Genomic DNA, 23209 nt, shown 5'->3' with positions numbered 1-23209 from the left:
CCGGCTCAGGCTGGTCTGCGCCAGCTCCCGGCATGGCGGAATTCGCTGTTCCGGGTGCGGTCCCAGCCGGAGGCTACCGTGCGCTGCTGCTCCGTTCCCGGGTCTTCGGACCTGCTCAGCAGGGCCGTCAGGACCGCCATCACGGCGGCCGTCTCCGCCGCGTCGGGATGCCCGCCGGTGATCCGCCACGGCTCCCCGGCCGCGGCCGGGACCTGCGCGACGTCCTGCGCGACGGCCTGCCCGGCGCCCTGCTCCGGGGCCCCGGCCCCCTCCGCGGCCGTCATACGGGCGGGTTGCCGTGCTTGCGCGACGGCAGGTCGGCGTACTTGGTACGGAGCATCGCGAGCGCCCCGACGAGCACCGAACGGGTCTCCGCCTGGTCGATGACGTCGTCGACGAGGCCGCGCTCGGCCGCGTAGTACGGGTGCATCAGCTCGGTCGTGTACTCCTTGATCTTCTGCGCGCGCATCGCGTCGGGGTCGTCGGCCCCGGCGATCTCGCGGCGGAAGATGACGTTCGCCGCGCCCTCGGCGCCCATCACCGCGATCTCGTTGGTGGGCCAGGCCAGCGCCAGGTCCGCGCCGATGGACCGGGAGTCCATGACGATGTACGCGCCGCCGTAGGCCTTGCGCAGCACGAGCGAGATGCGGGGCACCGTCGCGTTGCAGTAGGCGTAGAGCAGCTTGGCGCCGTGGCGGATGATGCCGCCGTGCTCCTGGTCGACGCCGGGCAGGAAGCCGGGCACGTCCACGAGGGTGACGATCGGGATGTTGAAGGCGTCGCAGAACTGCACGAAGCGCGCGGCCTTCTCCGAGGCGTGGATGTCCAGCACGCCCGCGTAGCTGGCGGGCTGGTTGGCGATGAAGCCGGTGACGTGGCCGTTCATCCGGGCCAGGGCGCAGATGATGTTGGTGGCCCAGGCCGACTGGACCTCGAAGTAGTCCCCGTCGTCGACGACCTCCTCGATGACCTTGCGGATGTCGTACGCCTGCTGCGGGTTGGCGGGGACGATGCCGCTGAGGGCCTCGGTGCGCCGGTCCGCGGGGTCGTCGGTCGGCTCGTGCGGCGCCATCTCGCGGTTGTTGGCGGGCAGCAGCGAGAGCAGGTGGCGCACCTCCTCCAGGCAGGTCTCCTCGTCGTCGTACGCGAAGGCGGCCACCCCGGAGGTGCCGGCGTGCACGTCGGCGCCGCCGAGGCCGTTCTGGGAGATCTCCTCGCCGGTGACGGCGCGTACGACGTCGGGGCCGGTGATGAACATCTGCGAGGTGTCGCGGACCATGAAGATGAAGTCCGTGAGCGCCGGGGAGTACGCGGCGCCGCCCGCACAGGGGCCGAGCATGACCGAGATCTGCGGGATGACGCCCGAGGCCTTGGTGTTGCGCTGGAAGATGCCGCCGTAGCCGGCCAGCGCGGAGACGCCCTCCTGGATGCGGGCGCCCGCGCCGTCGTTGAGCGAGACGAGCGGGGCGCCGGCCGCGAGGGCCATGTCCATGATCTTGTGGATCTTCGTGGCGTGGGCCTCGCCGAGCGCCCCGCCGAAGATCCGGAAGTCGTGCGCGTACACGAAGACCGTGCGGCCGTCCACCGTGCCCCAGCCGGTGATCACACCATCGGTGTAGGGGCGCTTGGCCTCCAGTCCGAATCCGGTCGCGCGGTGTCTGCGCAGGGCCTCGATCTCGTGGAACGAGTCCGGGTCGAGCAGCAGGTCGATGCGCTCGCGGGCGGTCAGCTTGCCCTTGGAGTGCTGGCGTTCGGTGGCCCGCTCGTCCGGCCCGGCGAGCACCTGGGCCTTGATCTCGGCCAGTTCTGCGGCACGGTCCTGGGCGGGTATGGGTGGCGCGTCGATGATGGTCATGTGGCTCCTCCAGGTCTGCGGCCGGATTCCAGCCACCGTCGCTGGCGGGGCTCAAGAGGCCTTGGAAACACGCTCGAATCCCACGCGATACCCGGTCCTGAAGCCCTTATGATCAGCGGACTTGACGTTCCGATGACCTTGGGGGCCGGCATGGGGATCGCAAGGCTCGTCTCGCTCGTCGCCGCCACCGTCACCACGGGCCTGATGGCAGGCCTGTTCTTCGCCTTCGACGTGTCGGTGATGCCCGCGCTGAAGCGGTCCGACGACCGGACCTTCGTCGCGGTGATGCAGCGGATCAACGTCGCGATCGTCAACGGCTGGTTCCTGCTGGCCTTCCTCGGCGCCCTCCTCTTCACGGGGCTGGCGCTGGCCCTGCACCTGCCCGCCGACGGGCACGACGTGCTGGCGCCCCTCATCGGGGCGTTCGTCGCCTACGCGCTCGCGCTGGCGGTGACGGGGCGGGTGAACATCCCGCTCAACAACGCCCTGGAGGCGGCCGGTCCGGCCGAGCGGACCGCCGACCCCGCCGCCGTGCGCCAGGCGTTCGAGAAGCGCTGGGTTCCCGCCAACCGGTGGCGCACCGTGCTGTGCACGGCGTCCCTCGGCTTCCTGGTGTGGGCCCTGCTGGCGCGCTGAGCGCCCGACGGGCACCCGGCACGCCGCGGGCGCGCCGCTACGGAGCCACCGCCGCGAGCGCCCGTGCCGCAGGGGCCGCCGCCCGCCCGGCGGCCGGCCTCTCCTCGCGCAGTACGTCCCGCAGCGCGAGCGCGAAGCGGTCGATGTCCGCGGGGGTGTTGTCGTAGTGGACGGAGGCGCCGACGGCCGTGTCGCCCCCGGCCGAGGCCGGGTGCAGCGGGGTCTCCTGCGCGACCGCCTTGCGGACCACCACCCCGCGCCGCGCCAGCCCGCGGCGGATGAGGGCGGCCGGCACCTCGTCGTGGCGGAAGCCCACGATCCCGGCCTGCTGCCGGCCCGGGGCCAGCAGCCGGATCCCGGGCAGCCGGCCCACGGCTGCGCGCAGCCGCGGCAGGAGGCTCTCGTACGGGCCGGACGTGTCCGCGTCGTGCCGGGCGAGGGCCTCGTACAGCGCGGCCACGGCCGCGGCGACGGGCGGCCGCGCGAGTGACTCCCCCAGGCCCGGGTCCACGTAGCCGAACCCGATGCCGTCCGGGCCGCGCAGGAACCGCCAGCCGTCGGCGGTGAGCAGGGCGCAGCCGATGCGCGCGGCGTCGACGGGGAGCTGGCCGACGGAGTGGGAGGCGTCGACGGCGTACAGCGCGCGGTGGCCGGCGAGGAGCGCGCCGACGGCCTCGACCGGGTTGACGGTTCCGCAGGCCTCGGAGACGTGGACGACGGAGACGAGCGCGACGTCCTCGTCGAGGTGGTCCCGCATCCAGTCGAGGTCGAGGTCGCCGTCCTCGCGCAGCGGCACGACTTCCAGGGTGCAGCGGGTGCGGTCGCGCAGGGCGACGAGCGTGGCCAGGCGGGCCACGCCCTCGTGCGGCGTGGTCCAGATCCGGTCGCGGGGGCCGAGGGGGAGGCGGGAGGCGAAGGAGTCGAAGCCGTCGGCCGCGCCGGTGAACAGGACGGTGTGGCGGGCCGGGACGCCGAGCAGGGCGCCGAGGCGCTCGTGGATCCCGGTGTCGAGGACGGGGCCGAGGCTCTCCTCCAGCACGTAGGGCCCGAAGCGGTCGTCGCGCGCCGTGCAGTCGGCGAGCACGGCGTGCACGGCGGCGGGCATCCGGCCCGTACCCGCGGTGTTCAGGTGGGCCGTCGGGGCCGTCGCCCGGGCCTTCGGGGCCGTCAGGGCCATCGGGGCGGGGTGCGACGTCTGCGCGTTCACTTCGGGGGCCTCCCCTCGCTGTTGGGGTGTACCAGATGTTGCCATCGTCTCTGGCAATACATTGCCCAGAAGCCCCGCGCATTGGCAACGTCCGCTCCGGCGAGACTCTAGTTCCGGAGGCCATCTCCTCTTGTGCCAAAAGAGGTTGGCAATAGTTGGCAAGGGTGTGTTCCGATCCTGCCAGAACTACTGTTTCCGCAGGTCAGATGGGGTTTATGGAAGGCGTGACAAAGGTCCGGGCAGGGCGAATCGAGCGTGTTTTCCAGGGGTGTTGAGCGCATCTCCACCGAATGACGAGTGAATCCCGAGGATTCGTTGCCAATCTTCTTGGCAGAGAGGTTGCCAAGCAGGAACACAACACTTGCCACGGAGGAGTCACCATGAAGAACATCGCCCGAGTCTTCGCCACCACCGCCCTCGTCGGCTTCGCGGTCCTGACCGCCGGCGGCGTCGCCCAGGCCGACGGCGGACCGGGCACCGACTGGCCGGTCGCCCCGGCCTCCGCGACCCCCGGACCTGGGACGGACTGGCCGATCGGCCCCAAGACCGACTGGCCGGTCGCCCCGAACACCGACTGGCCGTAACCACCCGAACACGGCGCCCCGGCAAGGTTTTGCCAGCCGCCGCACCGCACGGCACCACACGACACCACCGCTCGAAACAGCACGCACCGCACCGCACCGCAGCAGCCGAGTCGCCCAGCCAGTCGCTGTCGAAGGAGCACGCCCAGATGTCACTCTCCGGCCTCATCGAGCGGCACGCACTCGCGCGGCCCGAGGCGATCGCCGTGACCAGCCCCGCCCCCGACGGCGGCGGCGGACACTCGCTCTCCTACGGGGAGCTGAGCCGGTCGGCCGACCGACTCGCGGCCCACCTGACGGACCTGGGCGTCGTACCCGGCGACCGGGTGGTCACCGCACTGCGGCCCGGCCCGGAACTGGCGACCGCGCTCCTGGCGGTCCTGCGCGCCAAAGCCTCCTACGTCCCCGTCGACCCCGGCATCCCCGGCGACCTCCTGCGGACCGTCGTACGCGACAGCGCGGCGCGCGCCGTCGTCACCGACGCGGCCACCGCGGCGCGACACGCCGACGGCACCGCCGGCCCGGACACCGCGACCGTCCGGGTGGACACCGACGCCGCCCGCATCGCGGCGCGCCCCGCCGCGGCCCCGGCCCCCGCCGGCTCACGCGAGGCCGGCCCCAGACCTGACGACGCGGCGTACGTCCGCTGGATCCCCGGACCCGACGGCGCCCGCGAGGCCGTGGCCGTACCGCACCGGGCCCTGCTCGACCTCGTCGGCGCGGCCGATCCGGTACGGGTGACCCGCGACGACGTGGTGGCCCAGACCGCCGGCCCCGACTCCTCCGCCTTCGCCTTCGAGCTCTGGTCCACCCTCGCCGCCGGCGCCCGTCTGGTCGTCCTGGACCCCGGGACGGCGGCCGACCCGGCCCGCCTGGAGCACGCGCTGGCCGGGCACGGCGTGTCCGTTCTCTTCCTGGCCACCGCCCTGTTCCAGCGGCTCGCCCGCGAGCGGCCCGGCGCCCTCGCCCCGCTGCGCACCGTCCTGTTCGGCGGCGAGGCCTGCGACCCGCGCGCCGTGCGCCGGGTGCTGCGCGCCGGGGCGCCGGGGCGGCTCGTCCAGGTGTACGGGGCGGCCGGCTCCGCGCCCTTCGCCCTCTGGCACGAGGTGTCGGACGTCCCCGAGGACGCCCGCCGCATACCCGTCGGACGCCCCCGCGACGGCGTGCGCGCCGTGGTCGTGCGCGGCGACGGCGCACAGGCGGGCCCGGGCGACACCGGCGAACTCCTGCTGGGCGGACCGGCCGTACGCGGCTTCGCGGGTCTGGAGGACCGCTGGAGCGACAGCGCCGGCGCTACGGCGCTGCGGCGCACCGGCGACCTGGTGACCGTGCGCGAGGACGGCGCCCTGGAGTTCGCCGGCCGGTCCGCGGACCGGATCACCCTGCACGGGATGCCGGTGGAGATCGGTGCGGTCGAGTCGGCGCTGCGGGAGCACCCGGGCGTCGCCGAGGCGGTGGTCACCCCGGCCGGGGACCCCGACGGCGGAAGGCACCTGGTCGCGCACGTGGTGCCCGCGGCCGGTCCGCGGCCCGCCGTGGCGGACCCGGTGCGGATCGGCGAGTGGAAGGAGATCTACGCGGCCCTGTACGCCGACGCCCGCACCCGGGACCCGTACGCGCTGGAGGCGTTCGCCGACTCGATCGGCGCGTCCGGCCCCGCCGACGGCGCACCGGACGGGTCCCCGCCCGTGTCCGCGCGGGTGCTGCGCGAGCGGCGGGCGGCGACCGTCGAGTGCGTCCGCGAGCTGGGGCAGCGCCGGATCCTGGAGATCGGCGCCGGCACCGGCCTGCTCGCGGTGCCGCTGGCGGCCGGCGCGGACTGCGAGGAGTACTGGGCCACCGACTTCTGCGGCGCGGCCGTCGACGCGCTGCGCGCCCGGACCAACGCCGACGAGCGGCTGCGCGGCAAGGTCCGGCTCAGCTGCCGGGAGGCGCACGACACCGCGGGGCTGCCCTCCGGGTACTTCGACACCGTCGTCCTGAACTCGGTCGTGCAGCACTTCCCCGGCCTCGGCTACCTGCGCACCGTCCTCGCGCGCGCCCTGGACCTGCTCGCGCCGGGCGGCTCGATCCTGCTCGGGGACCTGCGCCTGCTCGACTGGAGCACCGGCCCCGATGCCCGACTGCGCGTCGCGCCCGCGCTGTTCACGGCGCTGGCCCGCGAGCTCCCGGCCGTGCGCAGGGTGGAGGTACGGGCCCTGCCGGGCGCCGGCGACCGCTACGACGTGGTCCTCGGGACCGCCGGGACGGCGGCCTCCGACGCCACCATCGCCGCCCTCTCCTCCCTCGGCTTCACCGCCGGGGAGTGCGTGAACACGCCGGCCGACTTCGCGGACACCGCCGGCCTGGAGGCCGTGCTGCGCGGGCACCTCCAGGCGCGGCTGGCCGACCACATGGTGCCCGCCGCGTTCGTGGTCCGCGGCGCGCTGCCGCTCGGCCCGGACAGCCGGACCGACCGGGCCGCGCTGGCCGCGTCCGCGACCGCGTCCGGCCCGGCGGCGGGGGTCCGGGAGCGGGCGGGCTTCCTGCCCGGCAACCGGCCCGGGACCCCGCTCCAGGCCATCGCCCGCGACCTGTTCGCCGAGGTGCTCGGCCTGCCGGCGCGCGTGGTGCACGCCGACTCCGACTTCTTCTCCCTCGGCGGCCACGCCCCGGCCGCGGCCCGGCTGGTGGCGCGGGCCCGCGAGGCGCTCGGCGCCCCGGTGGACCTGCGCGCCCTGTACGGGGCCCCGACCCCGGCCCGCCTCGCGTCGCTGGCCGGCGACGGGCCCGCCGCCGCCACCGGCCCCGGCCGGGGCGTCGCGCGCAGCGCCGTACTGCCGCTGCGGCTGCGCGGCGCCCTGGACGTGGCCGCGCTGGCGGCCGCCCTCGACGACCTGGGCCGCGGCCAGGGCGCCCTGCGCAACAGCCGGATCGGCTCGGCCGGGACCCGGCTGCGCGAACTCGCCGCCGACGACCACCTGCTGGAGCTGACCCTGCCGGGCGACGAGGTCGACCTCTTCTCGCACGCACCGCTGGCCGCGGCCCTCGCGGCGGCCTACGCGGCCCGGGCCGGCGGCGGCGCGCCCGCCCCCGCGGGAGCCCCGCCGCAGGGGGCTCCCCGGGCGGCCCGCGGCGACGCGGCCCCGACCGCCCCGCCGGGCAGCGCGCCGCTGGGCACCGAGGACACCTTCGGCACCCTGTCCCTGGACCTCGGCGCAGCCGCGCACGCGCGGCTCACCGCGCTGGCCGCGGAGCACGGCGCCACCCTGTTCATGGTGGTGCAGGCCGCGCTCGCCGCCCTGCTCGGCCGGCTGGGCGCGGAGGCCCGCGTCACCCTCGCCGCCCCCGTGGCCGCCCGGGACAGCGCGGCCCTGCGCGGCGCGGTCGGCGTGTACGGGCGGGTGCTCGCCCTGACGGTCGACACCTCCGGCGACCCGTCCTTCGGCGAGCTGGTGCGCCGGGTCCGCGCGGCCGCCCTGGCCGCCTACCGGCACCGGGACGCGGCCCTGGCGCAGCCGGGCGGCATCTCGCTGAGCGTGCTGCGCGAGAGCTACGGCGCGTTCCCGGCCGGGGCGCTGACCGTACGGCCCGAGTCGGAGCAGCTCCCGCTGCAGAACGCCGCGCTGGGGCTGACCCTGACCGAGCGGCACGGCCTTTCGGGCGCCCCGGCGGGGATCGGCGTCACCACCTCGTTCTCGTACGACGCGCTGGGCGAGCAGGCCGCCGCCCTGCTGACCGGGCAGTTGCTCGCGCTCCTCGACGCGGCCCTCGACGCGCCCCACGAGAGGATCGGCCGGCTGGGCCTGCCCGCCGCGGCGGGGGCGCCGGGCGGGGGCGGCCCGTGGAACGGTGCCCCGGGCGCCCGGCCGCAGGCGCCGCCGAGCATCGCGGCGATGCTGGCCGCGCAGGTGGCCCGCACCCCGGGCGCACCGGCCCTGGCCGGCCTGGACTACGCCGAGCTCGACGCCCGCTCCGACCTGCTGGCCCACGCCCTGATTGCCCATCAGGCGGGTCCCGGGACCTCGGTGGCCACCGCCATCGCCTCGCCGACCGGCTTCGCGGTGGCCGCGCTGGCCATCGCCAAGACGGGCGCGGCCTGCTTGCCGGTGGATCCGGCGCGCGGGCTGCCCGTCGGGGCGCGGCCCGCCGTACTGCTGCTGGACTCGGCCGCCGACCGGCTGCTGCCGCTGACCCCCGGGCCCGTGCGCCTGGTGCGCGACCCGGCCGCGGACCTGCTGCCGGCCGGTGCGAGCTGGCCGGTGCGCGAGGGCGACCGGACGCGGCCGCTGGACCCCGGCGGTCCGGTGGTGCTGGCGGTCGCGCCCCGCGGCAGCGTCGCGGTGGGCGGCGAGGCCCTCGCCGCGGCCTGCCTGGGCCGGGCCCGCGACACCGCCTGGCTGCTGAACGGCTATCCCGACGCGGAGGTCGCGATGGGGCTGCTGTCCGCGCTGGTGTGCGGGTCCCAAGTGCACCTGCCCGACCCGTCACTGGCGTACGGGACGCCGCCCGAGGTGCTGGGCTGGCTGCGCGAGACGGGGGCCTCGGCGATCCTGGGCCCGTCCGACGACGTACTGGTCGCGCTCGCCCGCGCCGAGGACACGGAGCTGACGATCAGCGCGGGCTGGCCCGAGGGGCGGCTGCTGGTCGAGCAGATGCCGGGCGGCCCGGCGCGGCCCGCGCCGGGGTACCACGCCTACGTACTGGACGCGCGGATGCGGCCGGTACCCGCCGGGGCAGTCGGCGCGCTGTACGTCGCCGGGGTCGGGGTGGCCCAGGGCTACCCGGGGCTGCCGGGCGCGACCGGGGAGCGGTTCCTGCCGGACCCGCTGGTGTGCGCGCAGGGCGGGGCCGCGCGGATGTGGCGGACCGGGCACGCCGCACGGGTCGCGGAGAACGGCAGCCTGCACGTCTTCGACCACCCGTGGGACGAGGACCCGTTCGCGGACGAGTTCGGCACGTTCGTCGTCGTCACGGACCCGGCGGGCCACCGCGCGCTGTGGCCCGCCGCGGTGCCCGTGCCGCAGCTGTGGCGCCGCACCCACGGCGAGGACCTGTACGAGCTGTGCCTGGACCACCTGGACGAGCAGCCCGCGGGCGACCGCCTGGGAGACCACCCGTGAGGGGCGGCGCGGTGGCGGTGGGCCCGGTGTCAGGCGGTGGAGCCGGGCAGGGTCCGGTGGGCCACGCTGACCACGTAGCACTCGCCGAGCGGGTGGGTGACGAAGTCCCAGCCCACGTCGCCCGCGTCGCCGCCGCCCGGCAGGTCGGCCAGGACCACGCGGCCCTCGGCGTCGCGGTCGAACCCGAAGGCGGAGAAGCGGCGGCGCAGCCCGTGGCCGAGGGCCTTGGTGTAGGCCTCCTTCAGGGTCCACAGCCGCAGCAGCCGGGCGCGGCGCTCGTCCTCGGGCAGCGCGGCCAGTTCCTCGCCCTCGCGCGGGGTGCAGACCTGGTCGCGCAGCAGCTCGAAGGAGATGTCGCGGTCGGCGGGCTCGGCGTCCACACCGATCGGGCCGGTGCGGCTGACGCCGACCAGGATCAGCTCGTCGGTGTGCGCGAGGCTGACCTCCAGTTCGCCGCCGAGCCCGCGCAGTACGGGCCGGCCGCCCAGCTGGTAGCCGAGGTCGAGGCTGCCCGGGCTCACGCCCAGGGCGAGCGCGGCGGTGTGCTTCATGACGAAGCGGGACACGGCGAAGCGCAGCCGGCCCGAGGCGACCGGCGTCTGGCGGTAGCGCGGCCAGTCCTGGCCGAGCAGGGGGCGCAGTTCGGGGTCGAGCAGGGCGGAGGTGAGCCACTGGCCCCACCGGGTGCAGACGACCGCCTGGCCGGTGGCGTCGAGCCGTTCCTCGACCGCGTCCCAGGGGCCGTCGGAGCCGGGGATGTACACGGGTGCGTCGAGCGCGTCGAGGGTGGCGAGCGCGGCCAGAGCTTCGCCGAGGGCGCCGGGCGGGCCGGCCGCGCCGAGCGCGCTGTGGGCGTCGGGCCCCGCGTCCCGCAGGCCGGGGACGTGCCGCCGGCCGGTCACCGCGCACGCCCGGTGGCCCGGATGTCGCAGCCGATGCCCTCGCGGTGGCGTTCGGCCAGCTCGGCCCAGATCCGGTCCCGCGCCTCGACGGACGCGGGCGTGCCCGGCCCGTCGGGTGCGATCCCGAGCCGTTCGGTGATCCGGGCGCTCGCGTGCAGCGCCCAGTGCGGGCTGCCGAGGAAGGGGTCGCGGCCGGTTTCGGCGGCGACGCCCTGGACCCCGAGCACGGCGGCGGCGAGCAGCACCATCGCCTGCCGGTCGGCGAAGGCCCGCATCCGCGGGTCGCCCGGGTCCGCGCCCTCGGCGAGGCGGCTCTGGCGGACCAGGGCGCGCTGCTCGCTCAGCAGCCGGCCCGCGACCCGGGCCAGCGCGGGGTGGACGGTGTCGCCCGCGCCGACGTCGGCGGCCGCGGCGATGCGGGTGAAGCGGGCGTGGGCGGCGGTGAGGGCGCTGACCAGGGTGTCGTCGCTGCCCGGCTCCGGCGGGATGATCCGCGCGGGCATCCGCTCGTCGAGGCGGAACAGCACCGAGGAGCACGGGGTGGCCGTGGCGCCGGGGCCGCCCGGGCCGCCCGCGTCCCAGCGCCGCCCGAACGCGGCCGCCAGGGCGGGCAGTTCCCGTACGACATCGGCCTGCCGGGCCAGGGCGTCCGCGCGGCCGGTCCCGGGCCGCTCCAGGCGGTCGACCAGCTCGGCCAGCATCCGCCGCTCGGGGCCGTCGTGGGCGGCGAGCCGGCTCTCGGTCATGACGAGCTGCAGCTCGTCCAGTACGTCGGCCACCACGATCGGCACCGTGTAGCCGGCGGCCGCGCGCACGCCCGGGCCGCTGCCCTGGGGCAGCCCGCAGGCGCGCAGCCCCACCGTCACCAGGGCCTCGCACGCGAGCAGATCGGCGAACGCGGCGGCCAGGGGCGCCTTCCAGCGGCGGCCGGCCCGGCCGCCGCCGGTGGCCTGCCCGGCGACCAGCGCGACGGTGGCGCGCAGGACCGCGCTCGCGGCGCCGGTCAGCGCCTGGGCCCCCAGCAGGGCGTCGCGCTGCTCCGCCCGCAGCACCGACCGGGCGTACCCGCTCGGCGCGGGCGGCGCGGCGGGCGGCCGGGCCGCCGCCTCCGGTTTCGCGGGCATGACGGAAACGGCGGCCGCGACGGACCCTGTGGTCCTCGTGTCGCGGCCGTCCTGGAGCAGACCCGGCCGGGTCGGGGCCATCGACGGCCTCCCTCTCGTCCTCATCGAAGCCGGCGCACGCTGCTGTTCAAGGCGTGCCAGGTGGCCAGCCGCAGGGTCTCGGCGCTCGCGCGTCCCAGCCACTCCCGCACGTACCGGCGGGCCTCGGCGAGATCGGTACCGCCGCCCAGGACCGGTTCGACGGCTTCTTCCCGCAGCATGACCTGCTGGGCGCAGACGACCCGTACGCCGTCCTCGTGCGGTTCGAGGGACCACTCTCCGCTGTGCGCGGCGACCAGTTCGGGGGAGGCGAGCTCCTTGTAGACGATCCGGGCGGCCGCGGGGAAGCAGAGCCGGACCGTGCGCGTGGTGACGCTCAGGCCGCCGGGTTCGGCGAAGGTGTCCACGGCGGCCACCTGCACGCCGGGCACGTCCTCGATGACGCGGGCGGCGTCCACGTGCGGGACCAGCTGCGCCCAGTCCTCGATGCGGTAGAGGAAGTCGTAGACCAGCTCGGCGGGTCCGGCGACGTCCACGCTGTCCTCGAAGGACAGCAGCAGCTCGTCCAGCCGCTCCCAGCGCTCGGCGATCTCCTTGACCTGGGCCAGCTGCGCCCCGGTCTCCTCTTCCCACTCCCGGCGGGCCCGCGCGCCGGTGTCCCCGGGCAGCCCTTCCAGGGTGCGCTCCTGGCGCAGCGTCAGCAGGGTCTCGGTGTCGTCGCGCGCCTCGACCGTCCAGCAGCCGGTGGTGGGCACGCCCAGCCGGAAGGTGTCCTCCAGCTCGAAGGCGACGGTGCGGGTGTGCGGGTTCAGGACGCGGCGCATGTGGAAGGAGCGGACCCGGTCGCCGGCCACGTCCCACAGGCGCAGCCGCTCGTGGGTGCCGTCGAAGTCCATCCGTTCCACGTGGACGGGGGACGGCAGCAGCAGCGGCCAGCGCACGGCGTCGGCGAGCAGTCCGTAGACCACGCCGGCCGGGGCGGCCACCTCGGCCGTCCGCTCGCTCGCGTGGACACGCTGCGAAGAAGACATGGAACGGCCTCCCCTCCGAGTGGGTGCAGATGTGCTCAAGCCTGCCCGGGGCCACTCGAACTTCGCTCAAGCCGGGACGGCCCTCAAGCGTGGGTCGTCTGCGTGAGCGCCTCCGCGAGCATCCGCCAGATCTCCGCGGCGAGGTCGATGTTGACGTCGTCCTGGGCCTGCTGGGCCAGCTCGCGCAGGCCCTGTACGCCGGCCGGGTCCCCGTCCAGGATCTGGAGCTGGTGGTGCAGGATCGACAGGCGCACCTGGTCGCGGTGGGTCATCCTCGGCTGGTCCCCGACCGCGTCGGCGAGCAGGGTGCGCGCGTCCTCGTACCGGGCGTCGGCGAAGGCGAGTTCGGCCTTGAGCGCCGCCTGGTACTGGCGCAGCGAGGGCGTGCCGACGAAGACGAGGGCGGCTTCGGCCTCGGTGATGCGGCGCTGCGCCTGCGCGGGGTCGGCGGGCCGCATCTGCAGGTGCAGGCGGGCGGCGGCCTGCCGCAGGCGCAGCCACAGCACGAGGTCCTCGTGGCTGCTGAAGCGTTCCAGGGCCGCCTCCAGGCAGGCCAGCGCGCCGTGGTGGTCGGCCTGGCGCATGCGGACGGCGGCGGCGGTCCACATGGCCTCGGCCCACAGCGCGTCGGTGCGGCCCTCGACGAGCACGGTCAGCTCGTCGGCGTGCAGGCGCGCGTCGCCGGTACGGCCCGCCTCCGCCTGCACGGATACGAGGGCGAGCAGCACGGTGGCCCGGTCCTCGACGCCCAGGCGCTCGCTCTGGGCGAGCTGGTGGGCCTCGAAGGCCGCGTCGAGGGCGGGCATGATCTCGCCGAGCGAGCGCAGGCAGCGGGCGAAGCGGGTCAGTCCCCGTACGCGCAGCTCGCTGACGCCGACCTCGTCGCCGAGCCCGACGAGTTCGGCGAGCTGGGCCCGCTCCGTGACGTGGTCGCCCTGGAGCCGGGAGGCCTGCGCGAGGAGCCACAGCGCCTGCCAGCGCAGGACCGCGCTCTCGTGGCCCTCGGCCGCCAGGGCCTGGCGGAGCGAGTCGATGGCGTCGGGGGAGCCGGTGGACGCGGCGAGGGTGAGTGCGTGGGCGAGGGAGCCGGTGGCGGGCTCCTCGAAGTCGGCGGGCTCCAGGCCGAGGCGGCCGGCCAGGTAGGTCACGGCCCGGTCGGTGGGCTGGCGGGCCCCGGACTCCAGCCGGGAGAGGTAGCCGGTGGACATGCCCTCGCCGGCCAGCGCGGTCTGTGACAGCCCCTTGGCCGTCCGCAGTTTCCTCAGGCGGTGTCCGAAGGCGGGCTGTCGCAGCATGAGCACCCCAGGGGTCGGCGGCAAAACTCTGTCGGGAACCGTCAACGAGCGTAGGCCGCCCGGCAATTCGCGGGCAAACCTTTGCCAGGCGAACCGCCCCCTTCTCGTGCGGATCTCGTACGGACGCAGAGCGGTCGTGGGGTGTTCCTCGACCGGTCCTCCACCGGATCGAGGCATGCTCTCCAGGACCCGGCCTTCGCACCGGCCAGGGCCTGCCCTTTTCTGAATCGAGCGCCTGGGAGTCGACGATGAGGCCATCGGTGTGCGCATTGAGCGATTCATGCACCCCCGCCTGTCACCAGGCCGGTGATCTGACCGCGGCGCACACCTCCGCTCACCACATCCCGGCGGCGCACGCCGCCGCCGCCCAGCAGACGGAGGTGGTCCAGGACGCGATGCCCGACGACGACATCGGCTGGCCGCGCTAGCCGGCTCTCGGCGCCCCGTGGCTGCGGCGGGCCGCGGCGCCGCTTGTACGCTGCGCGGATGAGCACTTCCGCACTCCGCCTGGAACCGGTCACCGCCGACAACTTCGACGCCGTCTGCGCGATATCGGTCCGTCCCGACCAGCAGCACCTGGTCTCACCGGTGGTCAAGTCGCTGGCCGAGGCCTACGTGCACGGCGAGACCGCCTGGCCGCGGGCGATCGTGGACGGCGACGAGGTCGTCGGCTTCGTGATGGCCTTCTTCGACATCGCCTGGAACCCGGCGAAGGATCCCGCGGACGTCCGCTCGGGCCTCTGGCGCCTGAACGTCCGCGCCGAAGCACAGGCCAAGGGCTACGGCCGCTTCGCGGTGCGGGCGGTGGCCGCCGAGCTGCGCGAGCGCGGCGCCGCCCGCGCCTACGTGACGTGGCACCCGGGCGCGGACGGCCCCGAGCCGTTCTACCTGGGGCTGGGCTTCCGCCTCACGGGCGAGCTGAGCGGCGACCAGACGGTCGGCGTGCTCGACCTGGCCGCCGACGGCGCGTAGCCGGCCGATACCCGGCCGCTACCCGGCCGCGCGGAACTCCCTTGGGCTCAGGCCCCGTACCCGCTTGAAGGCCGTCGACAGCGCGAAGGCGCTGCTGTAGCCGACCCGGCGGGCGACCGTGGCGACGGTGGCGTCCGGTTCGCGCAGCAGATCGGCCGCGAGCGCCAGGCGCCAGCCCGTCAGGTAGGACATCGGGGGTTCGCCCACGAGGTCGGTAAAGCGCCGCGCCAGCGCGGCGCGCGAGACGCCGACCTTCGAGGCGAGTTCCGCGACCGTCCAGCCGTACGCCGGGTTCTCGTGCAGCAGCCGCAGCGCCGGCCCGACGACCGGGTCGCCGTCGGCGCCGCCGCGGTCCGCGATCCAGTTGCGTACGACGCCGATCAGCAGCAGGTCCAGCAGCCGGTCCAGGACGAGTTCCTGGGCCGGTTCGCTACGGGATATCTCCTCGGCCAGCAGGGAGATCAGGGCGGTGTCCGTGGCCGAGGACGGGTGGACCAGAACGGCCGGCAGCGCGTCCAGCAGGCGGCGCCCGATCGCGCCGGGCTCCTGGTAGGTGCCGCTCAGCATCACCGCCGACCCGTCGGCCTCGCCCCAGGTCCGCACGCCCAGCAGCATCGACTGCGACACGTCGGCGCCCTCCAGGCTGCACCGCTGGTCCTCGTCGACGGTGATCTGCACCGGCGTGTCCGGGGCGTCCGCGACCGTGTACGGGACGGGGCCGCGCATGACGGCCACGTCGCCGGGGCCGACCGCCACCGGCTCGCCCCCGTCGGGCAGCAGCCACGCCGAGCCGCGCACCATCGTCATCACCGACAGCGGTGCCCGGTCCTCGATCCGCAGCGCCCAGGGCGGGTTGAACACCGATTTCTGCAGGAACGCGCCCCGGGCCTTGGGGCCTTCCAGAAGTCCGGTCAGCGTGTCCATCCGACCATCATCCGCCCACCGGCCCGCTGCTCGCCCGCCCGTTCGTCCACCCGTTCGTCCGCCCGCTGTCCTCAGGCGTTCCAGACGCCCGTCGCCGCCGCCTCGCGAGCGAAGTCCGCGAAGTCCCTGGGCGCCCGGCCCAGTGCCTCCTCGACCCCGTTCGTCAGGTGCGCGTTGCGGCCGTCCAGGATCAGCTCGAAGAGGTCGGCGATCTCCTCGGGCAGGCCGTTCTCTCGCAGCACCGCCCGGTACTCCTCCGTCGAGACCGGTACGTACGAGATCCCGCGCCCCGTCGCCTTGGACAGTTCGGCGGCGACGTCGGCGAAGCTCAGCAGGCGCGGGCCGGTCAGGTCATGGGTCCGCCCGATGTGCCGGTCGTCGGTCAGCGCGGCCACCACCACGTCGGCGATGTCGTCGGTGTCGATGAAGGGCTCGACGGCGCCGGCGGTCGGCAGGGCGATCTCGCCGGCCAGCACGGGCCCCACGAAGAAGCTCTCGTCGAAGTTCTGGTTGAACCAGGCGCAGCGCACGATCGTCCAGTCGGCACCGGAGTCCTTCAGGTTCTGCTCGCTGAGCTCCGCGGCCTCCTCGCCGCGGCCCGACAGCAGCACCAGGCGGCGCACCCCGGCGGCGACGGCCGCCTCGGCGAACGCGCCCACCTGCTCGGCGGCGCCGGGGAAGGCGAGGTCGGGGTAGTAGGTGACGTAAGCCCGGTCGACGCCCTCCAGGGCGGGCCCCCAGGTCGCGGGCTCGTTCCAGTCGAAGGGCGGCTCGCCGGTGCGCGATCCGATCCGGACCGGGCGGCCCAGGGCGGTGAGCTTGTCGGCGACGCGGCGGCCGGTCTTGCCGGTGCCGCCGATCACGAGGGTGGCCGGGGCGGTCCCGGTCTGCGTCTGCTGCGTTGTCTGCGTCATGTGACCAGTCAACGTCCCGGGAATGAGACGCGACATCGCCGAGAAGCTCAGGAACATACGCGTGCGTCCAAGGCGGGCTGTCGCGGGATCAGACGACCCGGCGCATCCCCCGCGCCTCCCGCTCCCGCAGCACCTCCAGCAGCGGCGCCGGGCGCGGGTCGGCCGGTGCCAGCGCCGCCGCGAGCGCGGCCCCGGTGAGCTCGGGGCCGCCGCCCGCCGTGTAGCCGTCGGGGCGCACCAGCAGCCAGCTGCCCGCCGACATGCCCAGCGCCTGGCGCAGCCGGCCGCCCGGGTCCGCCAGCAGTCGCGGCCCGGAGCGCGAGCGCGCCCGGTCCGGTGCGACGGTGCGGACCGACAGCCAGGCCCCGTACCGCTCCAGCGCGGCCTGCGCCGCCTCCCGCGCCTCGCCGGTGGCCTCGGGCACGTACAGCAGGGACCAGCGCACGTCGCGCAGTTCGGCCCGCAGCCCTTCCGTCCCCGGGTCGCCGGGGAAGCGGGCCGCGGCCCCCGCCGCCCGCGACCCGGCGGGCAGTCCCGGACCGCCGGGGCCGCCGGGGCCGCCGGGGCCGCCGGGCCCGTGCGGGCCGCCGCCGGGTCCCGGCGGCGGGGTGCTCAGCGGGCTCTGCGGGTAGCCCAGGCCCAGCCCGGCCGTGCCGCAGAGCATCCGGCGCCGCACCGCCTCGCGCACGAAGGGCCGTACGGCACGGTCCAGCAGCCAGGTGCGGCGCACCAGGCCGAGCAGCGCCGGCAGCGCCAGGCCCGCGAGCACGTGTGCGAACCGCGCGAGCAGGCTCTCGCGGCCCGGCTCCAGCAGCGCCCGGCCGACCGGGACCCGCTCCTGTCCGTAGGTGTCGAGCAGTTCGCGCCCCGCCCAGCCGTGTTCCACCATCGCGAGCTTCCAGCCGAGGTTGTACGCCTCCTGGATCCCGGTGTTCATGCCCTGCCCCGAGCCGGGGCTGTCCCCGTGCGCGGCCTCCCCGGCGATGAAGCACCGGCCCTCGTGCATCCGCTCGGCCGTGCGCAGCTTGAAGGTGCGCACGCAGGCCCATTCGGGCTCGCCGACCCGTACCGGGCGCCCGAGCCCGGCCGACAGCAGCGCGGAGTACCGCTCGTGCGCGGGCCGGGGGTCGTCGTCCGGGCCGGCCGGGTCGCCCGCGAGCAGCCGCCAGCGGCCTTCGCACGCGTACGGCAGCATCAGGAGCGAGCGCCCGCCGCCGGTGTGCACCCAGTGGACGGTGTCCTGCGGCAGGTCCCCGGCCGCGACGTGCACGTCCGCGAGTTCCCAGCGCTCGGTGCCGGATCCGCGCAGCGGCAGCCGCAGCCGTTCGCGGACGGTGCTGTGCCGGCCGTCGCAGCCGACCAGCCACGGGACCTCGTACGCCTCGTCCTGCTGCGTCCCGTCCCGGCGCAGCCGGACCCGGACCCGATCGGCGTCCTGGGTCAGCCCGGTCAGCCGGACCCCCCATTCGACGCTGACGCCGAGGCGGCCCAGCGCCTCGCGCAGCAGGTCCTCGGTGCAGCTCTGCTCGATGACCACGGTGTACGGGAACCGGGTGGGCGGGCGGTCCGGGCCCGCGTCGCCGGTGTCCAGGCGCAGGATGGGGCGGCCGCCCGCGGAGACGGTGAACGCGCTGTTGCTGCGGCCGTGTTCGAGGAGCCTGCGGGCGAGGCCCATCTGGTCGAGGGTCTCCAGGGTGCGCGGGTGCACGGCGACGGCCCCGCCGGCGCGGCGGGGCCCGGCCGCGGCGTCGATCAGCCGCACCCGCAGGCCCCGGCGGGCCAGCTCGTGGGCGGTGGTGAGCCCGGCCGGCCCGGCGCCGACGACGAGTACCTGAGCCTGGGCCGGTTGCGGCCGCGCGGTCACCACGATGCAACTCCCAGGGCTGTCGGAGCGGGGGCAAGGGCCCTCCACGGTCTCCAGCACGGCTCGAAGTGGATCGGAAGGACGCTCAAATCCGGCAGAAAGGCCGGTAGTCGCTGTTACCGGCGGCTACCCCCGGAGCTGCTCCGGCGGCTACTGGCGCCCCTCCTTGAGGGTGTGCGCGACGAGGGCGTTGGCGTGGCCGTGGCCCAGCCCGTGCTCGGTCTTGAGCCAGGAGACGAGCTCCATGTGCCCGGTCAGGGACGAGGAGCGGATCAGATCCTTCCAGTGCCCGACCGGGTGGCCGTACTTCTTCTCGATGGAAGGGAAGTAGCTTGCGGGGCCCTTCACCGGCTCGCTCATGGCGTCCTCTTCTCCTCGTCGCGCACGGCGTCCGGCCGCCGTGTCACAGGGGTAGACCGCGGCCGCGGCCAGAACTCATCGCCCGCGCCTGAGAATCTTCCGGTCGTCTCCGGATGACCGGCCGGTTCGGGCGATGTGATCACATTGCCGTATGACCACGACGAAGACCCTGTACCTGCTCTGTTCCGCCGCACCGCCCGTTTTCGACGTGGCCCGCGTGATCGAGGACGCCCAGGCCCGCGGCTGGGACGTCTGTCTCGGCCTCACCCCCACCGCCGCGCACTGGCTCTCCGGGAGCCTCGACGGGCTCGCCGCCCTCACGGGGCACCCGGTGCGGTGGCAGTACAAGTTCCCCGGGGAGGCCGACGTATGGCCGGCCGCCGACGCGCTGCTCTTCGCCCCGGCGACCTTCAACTCCCTCAACGCCTGGGCGCTCGGCCTGACCGACCGCTTCGCCGTCGGCGTGGCCGCCGAGGCGCTCGGCAAGGAGGACGTGCCCGTCGTCGCCATGCCCTGCCTGAACTCCGCCCTCGCCGCCCACCCGCAGTTCGACCAGTCCCTGGCCGTCCTGCGCGGCGCCGGCGTCACCGTCCTGTACGGCGAGGACGGCTTCACCCCCGGCCCGGCCGGCCCGGACGCCCCGCCGCACTTCCCGTGGCAGGCGGCCCTGGACGCGGTGCCGGCGGGCCGCTGAGCGGCCCGGGCCGGCGGCGCCGCTACTCGCCCGTCGTCCCGTCGATCGCCTCGCGCAGCAGGTCGGCGTGCCCGTTGTGCCGGGCGTACTCCTCGATCATGTGGGCCAGGACGTAGTGCAGGGAGTACGCCTGGTCGCCGTGGTGCCCGGTCACGTCCAGGGACTCGGCCGCGTCCACGATCGCCCGCGAGCGCGCGCAGGTCTCCTCCCAGATCCTGAACGCCTCGGCCGGGTCCGCGTCCTCGACCTCGAAGTCCGCCCACTCCCCCGCTTCGTTCTCCGGGAAGTAGCCGCGCACGTCCTCGCCTCCGATGACGTTGCGGAACCAGCCGCGCTCGACTTCCGCCACATGCCGCACCAGCCCGAGCAGGCTCAGCCCGGAGGGGGCGACGGCCCTGCGCCGCAGCTGCTCGTCGGTCAGCCCCGAGCACTTCATCATCAAGGTGTCCCGCTGCCACTGGAGCACGCTGGTCAGGGTGGCGCGCTCGTCGCCCACCAGGACGGGCCGGGTCCGCTGTTCGTCGATCATCGGGTGATGATCACAGAGGTACGGAGCTCCGGCGCGCCATTTCACATGCCGGACGCCTGGCCCGCCCGGAGCCGCCCGAGCTCCCGGAAGAACGCGCGTACGTCCCCCACCAGCAGGTCCGGCACCTCCATCGCGGGGAAGTGCCCTCCCCTGTCGTACGAGGTCCAGCGCACGACGGAGTCGGTGCGCGCGGCGACGTGCCGCAGCGGGATGAAGTTGTCCCGGGGGAAGTCGGCGAGCGCGGTCGGGGTGCGGGAGACCTCGGTCGGCTGCCCGAAGTAGTCGGCGTGGGCCCGCTCGTGGTAGATCCGCGCGGCCGAGCCGGCCGTACCGGTCAGCCAGTACAGCATCACGTTGGTCAGCACCTGGTCCCGGTCGGGCGGGCACCGGGGGTCGCTCCACTCGGCGAACTTCTCCCCGATCCAGGCCAGCAGCCCGACGGGGGAGTCGTTGAGCGCGTAGGCGAGGGTCTGCGGGCGGGTCGCCTGGATGTCGGCGTAGCCCTGCCGCTCGCGCGCCCAGACCCGGTACCGCTCCCAGGAGGCCCGCGTACGCTCCCGCTCGGCCGGCGTCAGCGGCGCCAGCTCCTGCTCGGTGGGCTCCGCGGTGGCCCCGCCGCCCGGCAGCAGGTTGAGGTGTACGCCGCTGACCCGCTCGGGGTGGATCCGGCCCAGCTCCCGGGAGACCGCGGCTCCCCAGTCGCCGCCCTGGACCCCGTAGCGCCCGTACCCGAGCCGCTCCATCAGTACGGCGAAGGCCCGCGCGACCCGCTTGAACTCCCAGCCCCGCTCGGTGGTCGGCCCGGACAGGGTGAAGCCGGGGATCGACGGGAGCACCAGGTGGAAGGCGTCGGCCGGGTCCCCGCCGTGCGCCCGGGGGTCCGTCAGGGGGCCGGCGACGCGCTGGAACTCGACGAGGGAGCCGGGCCAGCCGTGGGTCATCAGCAGCGGCCGGGCGTCCGGTTCGGGCGAGCGCAGGTGCGCGAAGTGCACCCGGGCCCCGTCGATGACGGTGGTGTACTGCGGCCAGGAGTTCAGCCGCGCCTCGGCGGCCCGCCAGTCGTACCCGTCGCGCCAGTGGCGGGCGAGCTCGCACACCTCGCCGAGCGGCATGCCGTACGCCCGGCCCGCGTCCGGCAGCTCGTCGGGCCAGCGGGCCCGGTCCAGCCGTCCGGCCAGGTCGTCCAGCTCGCGCTGCGGCACGTCGAGCCGGAACGGCCGCGCCCACTCACCAAGATCGCTCATGCCTTGGAGGGTAGGCGAGGCCCCTGCTCACGCCGCGTACAGGTCGAAGGTCGACCCCCGCTTCGGTCCGGCCGCCACGTCGAGCGCCGGGTCCACGGTCAGCATCGCCTGGTGCAGCCGCTGTAACTGCGGGGACGGCTCCACGCCCAGGTCCTCGATCAGCCGGCCGCGCAGCCTGCGGTACACGTCCAGGGCCGTGGCCTGGCGCCCCGAGCGGTAGAGCGCGACCATCGCCTGCGAGTGCAGCCCCTCGTGCTGCGGGTGCCGGGCGATCAGCTCGGTGAGTTCCGCGAGCAGTTCGGTGTGGCGCCCGAGCCGCAGGTCCACGTCGATCCGCCGCTCCACGGTGACCAGCCGGCTCTCCTCCAGCCGCATCACCTCGATCTCCAGGATCGGCCCCACCCGTACGTCGACCAGGGCCGGCCCCTGCCACAGCGCCAGCGCGGCGCGCAGCAGGTCCGCCGCGCCCTCGTCGTCACCGCCCTCGAAGGCCTTCTGGCCCTGGGCGACGAGGCTCTCGTACTCGTGCACGTCCACCGACTCCGGCGGGATCTGCAGCAGGTAGCCGCCGTGCCGGGTGGCCAGCACGTCCTTGGCGCCGCCGGGTTCGCCGGGACCCATGGCGGTGCCGAGTCTGCGGCGCAGCTGGAGTATGTACGTCTGCAGGGTGGTCAGCGCGCTCTGGGGCAGGTCGGTGCCCCAGATCTCCTCCATGAGCGTGGGCACCGGCATCACCCGCCCCGGGTACAGGGCGAGGAGCGTCAGGATCTGCCGCGGCTTGCGGGCGGTGGGGACGATGGAGCCCCCGTTGACCTCGGCACTCAACGGACCCAGAACCTGAATTTTCACGGTCTCCTCCGTAAGTCGTCGAATTCGCTGAGTTCTCCTCGAATTTCGGCCTTCGACTGAGGCACGGTAGCCGGGCCCTGCGCAACGTCTCCGAATTCTCGAGGCTCTTTTGAGCCCCTCTCCACGGGTCAAACCGCCGGTCGGCGGCCCTGTCGGTCCCGTGTCCCGCCCACCTCCCGTGCCGGGGCCAGTGGTGGCGTCAACCGCCGTGGGCCGAATTCACCCGCGGAAATCCTGGTCTCCTGCCGGGTGTTCTCGGCGGCGATTTCCGCCGACTGCGTCATGTCCGGTCGCGGTGCGGGACGGATCTGCACCCGATCGGACCTCTCCGGTCGCCCGTACAGCGGCGCCTCCCACAGGGGGAGCACCGTGCCCGCGCCTCTCACTGCCCGGTCCCCAGGCTCCCCAGGACCCCGGCGGCGGCCACCGACCGCGCGTCCGTGCGGTACTCCCGCGCGCGGCCCTCCGCCACCAGGCTCGGCAGCAGCAGCGCCCACAGATCGGAGACCCTCCGCTGCAGTTCCGCGGCCGACATCCCCGTACCGGACATGGCCTCGATCCCGCACGCGGCGGCCGCGACCAGTGCCTCCGCGCTCTCCCACCGCCGCTCCGCGGACAGTTCGCCCGCGTCTCGCGCGAACCGCAGCAGCGCGCACACGGCCGCCAGCCACGTCGCGTGGAAGTCGACGACCTGCGGCTGCTGCCCCACGCACTCCTTGGTGATCCGGAAGCTCGCCGGGATCGCCGAGTCCTCGTGCAGCGTCCGCGCCAGCCAGTGCGTGGTGTCGATCAACACCTGCAAGGGCGAGGCCCCGGTACCGCGCTGTTCCTTGACCGCGTTGCGCAGCAGAGTGCATCCCTGCTGCTGCACGGCTTCCGCGAGCTCGTCCTTGGAGCCGAAGTGGAAGTACAGCGCGCCCTTCGTGACTCCGGCCGCACCTGCGATATCGGCCAGGGTGGCGTGGGCGTATCCGTGTCGGTGGAACATGTCCGCACCGGCACGGACAAGCCGCCTGCGGGTCCGCTCCGACCTCTCCTGCACCGAGCAGTCTCCTTTCCCCGCCCCGTACCAGCCCCTGCTCGGGCA

Annotated in this window: 21 protein-coding genes; 6 read left to right on the top strand and 15 right to left on the bottom strand. The window is 75.0% G+C overall.

All coding sequences use genetic code 11. The features are described 5' to 3' along the window. Positions 1 to 5 precede the first annotated feature (5 nt). Complete coding sequence (locus AB0M99_RS23075; RefSeq protein WP_365923289.1) at positions 6 to 284, bottom strand: acyl-CoA carboxylase epsilon subunit; 279 nt, start codon at positions 282 to 284, stop codon at positions 6 to 8. After that, positions 281 to 1855, bottom strand: a complete 1575-nt coding sequence (locus AB0M99_RS23070) for an acyl-CoA carboxylase subunit beta (protein ID WP_365923287.1) — start codon at positions 1853 to 1855, stop codon at positions 281 to 283. Before AB0M99_RS23070 ends, AB0M99_RS23075 begins: the two co-directional genes overlap by 4 nt. A gap of 150 nt (positions 1856 to 2005) precedes the next feature. Here AB0M99_RS23070 and AB0M99_RS23065 point away from each other — a divergent pair, with 150 nt between their 5' ends. Beyond that, on the top strand, positions 2006 to 2491 hold the full coding sequence (locus tag AB0M99_RS23065) for an anthrone oxygenase family protein (RefSeq protein WP_365923285.1): 486 nt from the start codon (positions 2006 to 2008) through the stop codon (positions 2489 to 2491). A gap of 37 nt (positions 2492 to 2528) precedes the next feature. Here AB0M99_RS23065 and AB0M99_RS23060 read toward each other — a convergent pair whose 3' ends face one another. Beyond that, positions 2529 to 3698, bottom strand: coding sequence for an aminotransferase class V-fold PLP-dependent enzyme (locus AB0M99_RS23060; RefSeq protein ID WP_365923283.1), 1170 nt, complete (start codon positions 3696 to 3698; stop codon positions 2529 to 2531). A 380-nt stretch (positions 3699 to 4078) separates the two neighbouring features. Here AB0M99_RS23060 and AB0M99_RS23055 point away from each other — a divergent pair, with 380 nt between their 5' ends. Together AB0M99_RS23055 and AB0M99_RS23050 are read left to right on the top strand one after the other, a co-directional pair. Continuing rightward, positions 4079 to 4282 carry a hypothetical protein gene (locus tag AB0M99_RS23055; RefSeq protein ID WP_365923281.1) on the top strand — a complete coding sequence of 68 codons (204 nt, stop codon included), beginning with the start codon at positions 4079 to 4081 and terminating at the stop codon, positions 4280 to 4282. A gap of 146 nt (positions 4283 to 4428) precedes the next feature. Then, complete coding sequence (locus tag AB0M99_RS23050; protein ID WP_365923279.1) at positions 4429 to 9381, top strand: AMP-binding protein; 4953 nt, start codon at positions 4429 to 4431, stop codon at positions 9379 to 9381. 29 nt (positions 9382 to 9410) lie between these two features. Here the strand turns inward: AB0M99_RS23050 and AB0M99_RS23045 are convergent, their stop codons facing one another. From AB0M99_RS23045 to AB0M99_RS23030, 4 genes are all read right to left on the bottom strand, one after another. Then, positions 9411 to 10283, bottom strand: coding sequence for a 4'-phosphopantetheinyl transferase superfamily protein (locus tag AB0M99_RS23045; RefSeq protein ID WP_365923277.1), 873 nt, complete (start codon positions 10281 to 10283; stop codon positions 9411 to 9413). Then, positions 10280 to 11488 (bottom strand): hypothetical protein, encoded by a 1209-nt coding sequence (locus AB0M99_RS23040; RefSeq protein ID WP_365923275.1) that lies wholly within the window; start codon positions 11486 to 11488, stop codon positions 10280 to 10282. Before AB0M99_RS23040 ends, AB0M99_RS23045 begins: the two co-directional genes overlap by 4 nt. Before the next feature lie 20 nt (positions 11489 to 11508). Next, the gene (locus AB0M99_RS23035; protein ID WP_365923273.1) at positions 11509 to 12477 is read right to left on the bottom strand and encodes an SRPBCC family protein; all 969 of its coding nucleotides are present in this window, start codon (positions 12475 to 12477) and stop codon (positions 11509 to 11511) included. An 83-nt stretch (positions 12478 to 12560) separates the two neighbouring features. Next, positions 12561 to 13772 carry a helix-turn-helix transcriptional regulator gene (locus tag AB0M99_RS23030; RefSeq protein ID WP_365923271.1) on the bottom strand — a complete coding sequence of 404 codons (1212 nt, stop codon included), beginning with the start codon at positions 13770 to 13772 and terminating at the stop codon, positions 12561 to 12563. A gap of 269 nt (positions 13773 to 14041) precedes the next feature. On the opposite strand from AB0M99_RS23030, the gene AB0M99_RS23025 reads away from it, so the two are divergent. Together AB0M99_RS23025 and AB0M99_RS23020 are read left to right on the top strand one after the other, a co-directional pair. After that, positions 14042 to 14200, top strand: a complete 159-nt coding sequence (locus AB0M99_RS23025; protein ID WP_365923269.1) for a hypothetical protein — start codon at positions 14042 to 14044, stop codon at positions 14198 to 14200. A 58-nt stretch (positions 14201 to 14258) separates the two neighbouring features. After that, the gene (locus AB0M99_RS23020) at positions 14259 to 14744 is read left to right on the top strand and encodes a GNAT family N-acetyltransferase (RefSeq protein WP_365923267.1); all 486 of its coding nucleotides are present in this window, start codon (positions 14259 to 14261) and stop codon (positions 14742 to 14744) included. An 18-nt stretch (positions 14745 to 14762) separates the two neighbouring features. Here the strand turns inward: AB0M99_RS23020 and AB0M99_RS23015 are convergent, their stop codons facing one another. From AB0M99_RS23015 to AB0M99_RS23000, 4 genes are all read right to left on the bottom strand, one after another. Continuing rightward, positions 14763 to 15668: an AraC family transcriptional regulator gene (locus AB0M99_RS23015; protein ID WP_365923265.1), complete on the bottom strand. Its 906-nt coding sequence runs from the start codon at positions 15666 to 15668 to the stop codon at positions 14763 to 14765. Between the two features lie 71 nt (positions 15669 to 15739). Continuing rightward, positions 15740 to 16582, bottom strand: a complete 843-nt coding sequence (locus tag AB0M99_RS23010; protein ID WP_365923263.1) for an NAD(P)H-binding protein — start codon at positions 16580 to 16582, stop codon at positions 15740 to 15742. An 88-nt stretch (positions 16583 to 16670) separates the two neighbouring features. Further along, positions 16671 to 18449: an FAD-dependent oxidoreductase gene (locus AB0M99_RS23005; RefSeq protein ID WP_365923261.1), complete on the bottom strand. Its 1779-nt coding sequence runs from the start codon at positions 18447 to 18449 to the stop codon at positions 16671 to 16673. A gap of 147 nt (positions 18450 to 18596) precedes the next feature. Next, on the bottom strand, positions 18597 to 18806 hold the full coding sequence (locus AB0M99_RS23000) for a DUF4287 domain-containing protein (RefSeq protein WP_365923259.1): 210 nt from the start codon (positions 18804 to 18806) through the stop codon (positions 18597 to 18599). Positions 18807 to 18957: 151 nt separating this feature from the next. Between AB0M99_RS23000 and AB0M99_RS22995 the strand changes: the two genes are divergently transcribed. After that, positions 18958 to 19500 (top strand): flavoprotein, encoded by a 543-nt coding sequence (locus tag AB0M99_RS22995; RefSeq protein ID WP_365923257.1) that lies wholly within the window; start codon positions 18958 to 18960, stop codon positions 19498 to 19500. A gap of 22 nt (positions 19501 to 19522) precedes the next feature. On the opposite strand, the gene AB0M99_RS22990 is transcribed toward AB0M99_RS22995, so the two are convergent. The 4 genes from AB0M99_RS22990 to AB0M99_RS22975 all read right to left on the bottom strand — a co-directional run bounded on the left by AB0M99_RS22990 (position 19523) and on the right by AB0M99_RS22975 (position 23164). After that, complete coding sequence (locus AB0M99_RS22990; protein ID WP_365923255.1) at positions 19523 to 20029, bottom strand: DinB family protein; 507 nt, start codon at positions 20027 to 20029, stop codon at positions 19523 to 19525. A 41-nt stretch (positions 20030 to 20070) separates the two neighbouring features. Further along, a complete protein-coding gene (locus AB0M99_RS22985; protein WP_365923253.1) occupies positions 20071 to 21273 on the bottom strand; it encodes an epoxide hydrolase in 1203 nt (400 codons plus the stop codon). 27 nt (positions 21274 to 21300) lie between these two features. Continuing rightward, positions 21301 to 22122, bottom strand: coding sequence for an AfsR/SARP family transcriptional regulator (locus tag AB0M99_RS22980; RefSeq protein WP_365923251.1), 822 nt, complete (start codon positions 22120 to 22122; stop codon positions 21301 to 21303). Between the two features lie 382 nt (positions 22123 to 22504). Then, on the bottom strand, positions 22505 to 23164 hold the full coding sequence (locus AB0M99_RS22975; protein ID WP_365923248.1) for a ScbR family autoregulator-binding transcription factor: 660 nt from the start codon (positions 23162 to 23164) through the stop codon (positions 22505 to 22507). Positions 23165 to 23209 lie beyond the last annotated feature (45 nt).

This window comes from Streptomyces sp. NPDC051183 (genome assembly GCF_040682455.1).
Taxonomy (GTDB): Bacteria; Actinomycetota; Actinomycetes; order Streptomycetales; family Streptomycetaceae; genus Streptomyces.
Note: the sequence above shows the minus strand (reverse complement) of the source record. Positions and strands in the feature narration are given on the sequence as shown.